General features: G+C 71.6%; 6 protein-coding genes. 2 read left to right on the top strand and 4 right to left on the bottom strand.

The annotated features are described in order from the left end of the window. Positions 1-143: 143 nt before the first annotated feature. Entirely contained in the window at positions 144-1,028 is an 885-nt protein-coding gene (gene purU, locus ABZ887_RS30265) for a formyltetrahydrofolate deformylase (RefSeq protein ID WP_361295851.1), read from the bottom strand. 56 nt (positions 1,029-1,084) lie between these two features. Next, positions 1,085-1,531 (bottom strand): hypothetical protein, encoded by a 447-nt coding sequence (locus ABZ887_RS30260; RefSeq protein WP_361295849.1) that lies wholly within the window; start codon positions 1,529-1,531, stop codon positions 1,085-1,087. A 172-nt stretch (positions 1,532-1,703) separates the two neighbouring features. Between ABZ887_RS30260 and ABZ887_RS30255 the strand changes: the two genes are divergently transcribed. Then, positions 1,704-3,020 (top strand): ABC transporter substrate-binding protein, encoded by a 1,317-nt coding sequence (locus ABZ887_RS30255; protein ID WP_361295847.1) that lies wholly within the window; start codon positions 1,704-1,706, stop codon positions 3,018-3,020. A gap of 69 nt (positions 3,021-3,089) precedes the next feature. On the opposite strand, the gene ABZ887_RS30250 is transcribed toward ABZ887_RS30255, so the two are convergent. Further along, positions 3,090-4,730 (bottom strand): hypothetical protein, encoded by a 1,641-nt coding sequence (locus tag ABZ887_RS30250; RefSeq protein ID WP_361295845.1) that lies wholly within the window; start codon positions 4,728-4,730, stop codon positions 3,090-3,092. Positions 4,731-4,931: 201 nt separating this feature from the next. After that, positions 4,932-6,317, bottom strand: coding sequence for a transcriptional regulator (locus ABZ887_RS30245; protein ID WP_361295843.1), 1,386 nt, complete (start codon positions 6,315-6,317; stop codon positions 4,932-4,934). 274 nt (positions 6,318-6,591) lie between these two features. On the opposite strand from ABZ887_RS30245, the gene ABZ887_RS30240 reads away from it, so the two are divergent. Continuing rightward, positions 6,592-7,254, top strand: coding sequence for a bifunctional DNA primase/polymerase (locus tag ABZ887_RS30240; protein WP_361295840.1), 663 nt, complete (start codon positions 6,592-6,594; stop codon positions 7,252-7,254). Positions 7,255-7,270 lie beyond the last annotated feature (16 nt).

The following is a 7,270-nucleotide window of genomic DNA, read 5'->3' as shown; positions in this document are numbered from 1 at the left end:
CGCGCGTTTCAAGGAGGCCGGGATCGCCGTCCTCGACGAGCCGTTCTCGGTGGCCACCCGCGAGCAACCACGAACCACCCGCACCCGCCGACGAGACCGGACCGTCCCGCCCCTTGGGCGAACGGGCGAACGGAAAGGTGCCGTCAGCCGAAGACGACCGTCCGTCGGCCGTTGAGGAGGATGCGGCGCTCCGCGTGCCACTTCACCGCCCGTGCCAGCGCCTGGCACTCCACGTCGCGGCCGATCGCCACCAGCTGGTCCGGGGTGACGTCGTGGCCGACCCGCTCGACCTCCTGCTCGATGATCGGACCCTCGTCCAGGTCCGCCGTGACGTAGTGCGCGGTCGCACCGATCAGCTTCACGCCCCGCGCATGCGCCTGGTGGTACGGCTTCGCACCCTTGAAGCTCGGCAGGAACGAGTGGTGGATGTTGATGATCCGGCCGCTCAGCTGCTTGCACAGGTCGTCCGAGAGAACCTGCATGTAGCGGGCCAGCACCACCAGTTCGACGTTCTCCTCGCGGACGAGGTCGAGCAGCCGGGCCTCGGCGTCGGCCTTCGTCTCCTTCGTCACCGGGATGTGGTGGAAGGGGATGTGGTACGAGTCCACGAGTTCGGCGAAGTCGGTGTGGTTGGAGACCACGGCCGCGATGTCCACCGGGAGCGCGCCGATGCGGGCGCGGAAGAGCAGGTCGTTCAGGCAGTGGCCGAACTTGCTGACCATGAGGACGATGCGCATCTTCTCGTCGCCCCGGTTGATCTGCCAGTCCATGTGGAAGGAGTCACCGATCGCCGCGAAGCTCGCCCGCAGCTTGTCGACCGTCACCGGCGCGTCGGCCGAGAAGTGCACGCGCATGAAGAACAGGCCCGTGTCGTGGTCCCCGAACTGCTGGCTGTCCTCGATGTTGCAGCCGGTCATGAACAGGTAGCTCGACACGGCATGCACGATGCCCTTTTTGTCCGGGCAGGAGAGCGTGAGGACGTACTGGTCGGCCGGGACAGCCTGGGCTCGGGTGGACTCGTCGGTCATGCACCACAGAATCTCATGCCCCGCCCGCCCCGGCCGTCAGCGTCCGCTTCGCGGACTCACGCCGCCCGCGTCATGATCCGCAGCACCTCGAGGGTGCGCGGCGGGGCGTCCGGGTCGTCGCCGTCACTCGCCGCGAGGCGTATGTGCGCGTCCCGGGCCGCCCGGACCGCGTCCGGCCACCCCTGGTGGTCGAGGTAGGCGGAGACCGGCGCGTCCGGCCCGACCTGGTGCATGATCCGGAGCACCCGCAGCACGGCGGTGTCGACGAGCGCCGCCTCCTGCGAGTCCCGGAATATCGTCCCGACGTACTTCTCCGCGGACCAGCTGTCCAGCCAGGTGTCCTCGACCAGCCGGTAGACCGCGTCGGTCACGTCGCCGTACCCGTCCTGACCGGCCAGCCAGACGTTCCGCTGGAAGTCCGGGTCGGAGAGCATGTGCAGCGCGGAGCGCACATTGCTGCGCCAGCGCCACCATGGCATGTCATTGAGTGGCATGTCGCCCATGGTGGAGGAGCGACGGCCGCGACGGGAAGAGTTCTCCGAACCTTGCACGGTCGTCGATCGTACGTTCCTCGTCACACACCCTTAACAGGCCCCCCGCAATTCACCTTGACGTCACCCTTCGTTGACCATAGGTCACTTCCCGGTTAGTGATGTGGCGGAATCGTGCGTGTCCATGACCGGCAGGCGCCCCATCCTCAGCACCACCGTCAGCAGCATCCGCCCCGCGGCACACCGGCGCGTGAGAGCCACCGCCCTGTCCGCGGTGGCCATGACGGCCTGCGCGTCCCTCGCCGCCGGCTGCGGCGCCATCCCGGGGATGTCGACCTCGACGGACGACGAGATCAAGGTGATGACCTGGGCACCGCAGGGGACCAGCGCCACCAACAAACCCGGCATGCCCGCCATCGCCTCCGCCTACATCAAGTGGGTCAACTCCCAGGGCGGCATCCACGGCCACAAACTCAAGCTCATCACCTGCAACGACCACAACACCAGCGTGGGCGCCGCGAACTGCGCCCAGCGCGCGGTCGACCAGAACGTCGTCGCCGTGGTCGGCTCCTACAGCCAGTTCGGCGACTCCTACTTCGCCCCGCTGGAGGGCGCGGCCATCCCCTACATAGGCGGCTACGGGGCGTCGAACAACGAGTTCACCAGCCCCGTCTCCTACCCGGTCAACGGCGGCTCGCTCACCCTGCTGTCCGGACTCGGGGAGGCGCTGGCCGACTCCTGCGGCCCGGTCACCCTGGTCCGCCCGGACACCATCGCCGGCGACCAGCTGCCCCAGCTGCTCGACTCGGGCCTGCAGGCGGGCGGCCACGCCAAGGCGAACGACCAGCTCGCGGCCGAGGACCTCACCGAGTACGACCAGCAGTCGCAGAAGGCGCTGGAGAGCGCCACCTCGAACGCGGCGAAGACGGGCTGCGTGGTGCCCGAGCTCGGTGACCGCACGGCCACCTTCATGGACAACTTCCAGCGCGCCCGCCAGGACTACCCGAAGGTGAAGACGGCCGCCGAGGTCGGCAGCGTCGACCAGACGGTGATCAACTCCACCGGTGGCGCGTCCGGCCCGTACGAGGGGTCGTACATCACCGGCTGGTACCCGGTGGCGTCGGACTCGCGCTGGGACCAGATGAAGAAGGTCATCAGCAAGGAGGCCTTCGGCGACAACCGGATCGACCCGGCCGACGCCGGGGTGCAGACCACCTGGATCGCCTACCAAGTCCTCACCGCCGTGCTGGAGAAGATCGGCGACGGCGACGTCAGCTCCGACAGTGTGCGGCACACCCTCAACGACGGCCTGAAGGTCTCCACCGGCGGCCTCACCCCGTCCCTGTCCTGGCCCTACCAGGGCAAGCTGGCCGCGGCCGGCTTCGCCCGGCTGGTCAACGCCGACGTGAACGTCCAGACGGTCAAGGGCGGGCTGCTGCAGTCGGCGAACAAGCAGGCCCTGGACATGACCAAGGTCCTGGAGAACGCCGACCTCAGCTGACCGGCAGGCGCAGGTGCCGGCGCGCACGCGCCGGCCGACCGGCCGTGGTCGCGGCCGGGTCGGCCGCGGTCACAGCTGGGTCGGCTGCCGCTGGGTCAGTCCGTACTTGCTCGCGATCGTGTTCCACAGCGCGGCCGCCTTCACCTTCTGGCTGCTGGCGGTCCCGCTCTCGCGGTTGCCGGCGGCGGTCTGGCCGGTGGTGCGGGCCTGGCCCTTGCGGCAGCCGTGCTTGCCCTTGGCCTGGTCGGCCCAGGCCGCGTAGTGGCTGTCGGCGTTCGCGGAGGCCTGCCAGGCCTTGGTGAGGGCGGTGCTCAGCTCGGCGTGGTCCGGCAGCTTGTCGACGGCCAGCTTCGACAGCCTGGTGACCAGCTCGGTGCGCTGCTGGGCGGCGTTGCGCAGGTCGGAGGCGGAGCCGTCCAGGTCCTGGCACTGCTTCACCTGGGCGACGGCGTTGATCACCGAGGCGCGGCTGCTGCCGCTGTCGGCGAGCAGCTTGTCCAGGGCGACGGCCTGCGCCTTCGCGGGGTCGGACGCGGCCGAGGACGATCCGTCGGTGGCCGGGGCGGACGCGGCCACCGTCTTGTTGGCGTCGTCCGAGCCCCCGCCGCCCCCGCTGAGCAGGGCACCGGCGCCGATGCCGAGCACCGCGATGCCGATCCCGACGGCCGCGATCACCGGCACCTTCGACCTGCCACGACCGCCCCGGCCGTCGCCGTCGTCGTCGTGGTGGTCGTACGACGTCGGGGGCGGGGTGTACGCCGGCGGCTGCTGGTAGCCGCCCTGGGGCTGCTGGTAGCCGCTCTGGGGCTCCTGGAAGCGCGGCAGATAGGCCGTGGACGCGGCCGCGGGCTCGCCGCCCGGCGCGCTGCGGAAGAGGTTGTCGAACTCGGCGGGCGGCTGCCGGTCGGCGCCGCCGCCCTGCAGGCCACCGGCCGGGTACGGCGCGATGTACTGCGTGGCGTCGGCGTCGGAGTGCACCGGGGCGGGCGCCCCGCCGAAAGCGGTCTGCCCGTGGGACATCTCCGGCGGCAGCGCGCCGGTACCCACCGGCGGGATCAGCTGGGTGGCGCCCTCGGAGGCCGCCGGGACCGGCGGTATGTACTGCGTGGCGCCCTCGTCCACCGGTGCGGCGGGCACCGGCGGTATGAACTGGGTGGCACCCTCGTCGGCGGGCGGCAGCGCACCGCCGTAGCCGCCGTGGCCGCCCTGCGGGACGGCGGGCGGCAGCGCGACGCCCGGAGCGCCGTACGGGTCATGGCCGGCGGCGGGGGGCAGCGGGGCGCCGTACGACTGCTGGGGCTGGGCGTCGTAGCCGTACGACTGCTCGTAGCCGCCGCCGTACGACGGGGCCGGCGCCCCCTCCGGCGGGAGCGCACCGGCGCCGGGGGCCTGGGCGGCCTGGACCTGGGCGACGTGCGACTGGGCGTTCCAGGCGGGCGGCAGCGGGTGCTCAGGGGCGGCCCACTCCTGGCCGGCCTGGCCGGCCGCCTGCGGCCAGCCCTGGCCGGGCGGCTCGGGCTGCGGGCTCTGCTGGTGGCCGGGGCCCCACGGCTGGCCCCAGGACTGCCCTTCGGACGGCGCGGCGGCCGGAGCGGGCGGCTGCGCGACGGGGACGGGGCTGCCCGTCATACCCGGCAGCAGGGGCTCGCCACCGTCGGAGGGCAGCACGATGCCTTCGCGCGCGGGCTCGCCCTGTCCACTCTGCGTCACCGGGACTCCTACTAATGGGGGACCTTGTGAATCGTCTGCTCACGCTACCGGGTCCCCTCAGCCGGGTGCCACGCAGCCAAGGGCGCGATCTTCTTCCCTGTCACAGCAGTAACAAAGCCGCCCCGCGGTGCGCTGTATATGCCGCTTCGTGCGCGGCAACGTGTGGTTTCCCACACGTTTACGCAACCGCGGGGCATGAATTCATGCCGCTGCCTGCAGGTCCAGCCGGGCGCCGAACTCCCTGACGACCGGTTCGTCCCGGAACGGCTCCAGCCGCTGCTGGAAGTCCTCCAGGTACTCGGCGCCCCGGTTGGAGCGGACCGTCTCCAGCAGCTCGACCGCCTTCGTCCCGGTGGCACAGGCCTGTTCGATCTCACGCTGCTGCACCTGCGCCGTGGCGAGGAGCACATAGCCGATCGCGCGGCGCCGCGCCCGGGTCTCCGGGTGCCCGTCCAGCGACTGCTGCGCGCACCTGGCGGCCGCATCGGCCTGCCCCAGGTCGCGGTGGCAGTGCGCCAACTCGTCCGCCAGATAGGCCTCGTCGAAGTGCTTGATCCACGCCGGGTCGTCCCCGGACGCCGGATCGGCCGCCTCCATCGCCGACACCGCCCGCCCGGACGCCAGCTGCGCCGACCGCACATCGCCCAGCAGGGCGTGGCCCCGGGCCTCGGCCGCGAAGAACATCGCCTCCGCGCGCGGGGTCACGCGACCACGCGCCCCCTCCTGCGCCGCCCTCGCCAACTGGGCGATCTCGCGCGGGTTTCCGAGCTGGGCGGCGAGGTGGCTCATGGAGGAGGCGAGCACGTAGCCGCCGTAGCCACGGTCGCCGGCCGCCTGCGCGAGGCGCAGCGACTGGATGTAGTACCGCTGGGCGAGACCGGGTTGGCCGGTGTCGACGGCCATGTACCCGGCGAGCTCGGTGAGCCGGGCGACGGCCGCGAACAACTCCCGCCCCACGGACTCCCGGTAGGAGCCAGCCAGCAGTCCGGAGACGACGCTGTTGAGGTAGTGCACGACGACGGGACGCACATGCCCGCTGCCGAACTGGTGGTCCAGATCCGTCAGCGCCTGCGTCATCGCCTTCACCGCCGCGACGTCCGCCTGCCCGACCCGCGGCCCCGCCTGCCGCGCCACCTGCGCGTCCGGCGCCGAGATCAGCCAGTCCCGGCTGGGCTCGACGAGCGCGGACGCGGCCACGGACGACCCGGACAGGAAGTCCCGGCGCCCCACGTCGCTGCGCCACAGCTCGCAGACCTGCTCGATGGCCCCCAGCACCGTCGGCGAGAACTGGAGACCGACGCCCGACGCGAGGTTCTTGCCGTTGGCCATGCCGATCTCGTCGATCGTGACCGTACGGCCCAGCTTGCGCCCCAGCGCCTCGGCGATGATCGCGGGCGCCCGGCCCCGCGGCTGCTGGCCGCGCAGCCAGCGCGCCACGGACGTCTTGTCGTACCGCAGGTCGAGACCGTGCTCGGCGCCGCACATGTTGACCCGGCGGGCGAGCCCGGCGTTCGAGCACCCCGCCTCCTGGATGAGCGCCTGCAACCGTTCGTTCGGCTGCCGCGCGACAAGCGGCCTTGCGGCCATGGCGTACCCCCTGCGAACTCCCTGTAGGGAAAAGATCCGGCCCTGACGATCACTGCCCAGCGGACATACCGAAAATGCGGGACATGCGAGGATTGCCGGGTAAAGGCGGCGGAATCACGGGTACGACCGCCACCAACCCCCCACGTGTGACTACCCGCTCACGCCCCGGTTCCTCCTGCGCGCCCCCACACGTGCATCCATGCGCCCCAGTTACGGAAAAGATGCTCCTCCCCCGCGCGCGCTACGCCCGTAACTCCAGGTGGGCGCGGGAGTTGTGTTGAGCGTGGAAGAGACGATCGCCGGCACCGAAGCCGCTCAGATTCCGAAGCAGCGCGGGGAATCGCTGCTGGAGACCGCCGTACGCTACGCCGAGGAGCGCCACTGGGACGTCTTCCCGGGCACCTGGCTGGAAGCGGTCGAGGGGGTGCAACGCTGTTCCTGTGGTGAGGTCGCGTGCGTCGCGCCCGGCGCGCACGCGGCGCGCCCGGACTGGGCGACGCAGGCCACCGGTAGTGCGACGGTGGCGCGCCGGATGTGGCAGAAGCAGCCGACGGCGTCGATCCTGCTGCCGACGGGGCGGACCTTCGACGCGCTGTCCGTCCCGGAGACGGCGGGGTTCCTCGCGCTGGCGCGCATGGAGCGGATGGAGCTCACGCTGGGGCCGGTGACCCTGACGCCGGATCGCCGTATGCAGTTCTTCGTTCTTCCCGGGGCGTCGGTGAAGGTGCCGGACCTGGTACGGAAGATCGGCTGGTCACCGGCGTCACTGGACCTCACGGCGCTCGGCGAGGGGGCGTACGTCCCCGCTCCGCCGACGCGGTACGGGTCGCGGGGGGCGGTGCAGTGGGCCTGCCGGCCGACGGCCGCGAACCGGTGGCTGCCGGACGCGGAGGAGTTGATCTCGCCGTTGGCTTATGCGTGCGGGCGGGATCGGTAGGCGCCTATTGGGCTGC

Origin of the sequence: Streptomyces sp. NPDC047061 (assembly GCF_040643955.1) — a bacterium.
In the GTDB taxonomy this organism is placed as follows: Bacteria; Actinomycetota; Actinomycetes; order Streptomycetales; family Streptomycetaceae; genus Streptomyces.
This window is presented reverse-complemented; position numbering and strand designations above follow the sequence as displayed.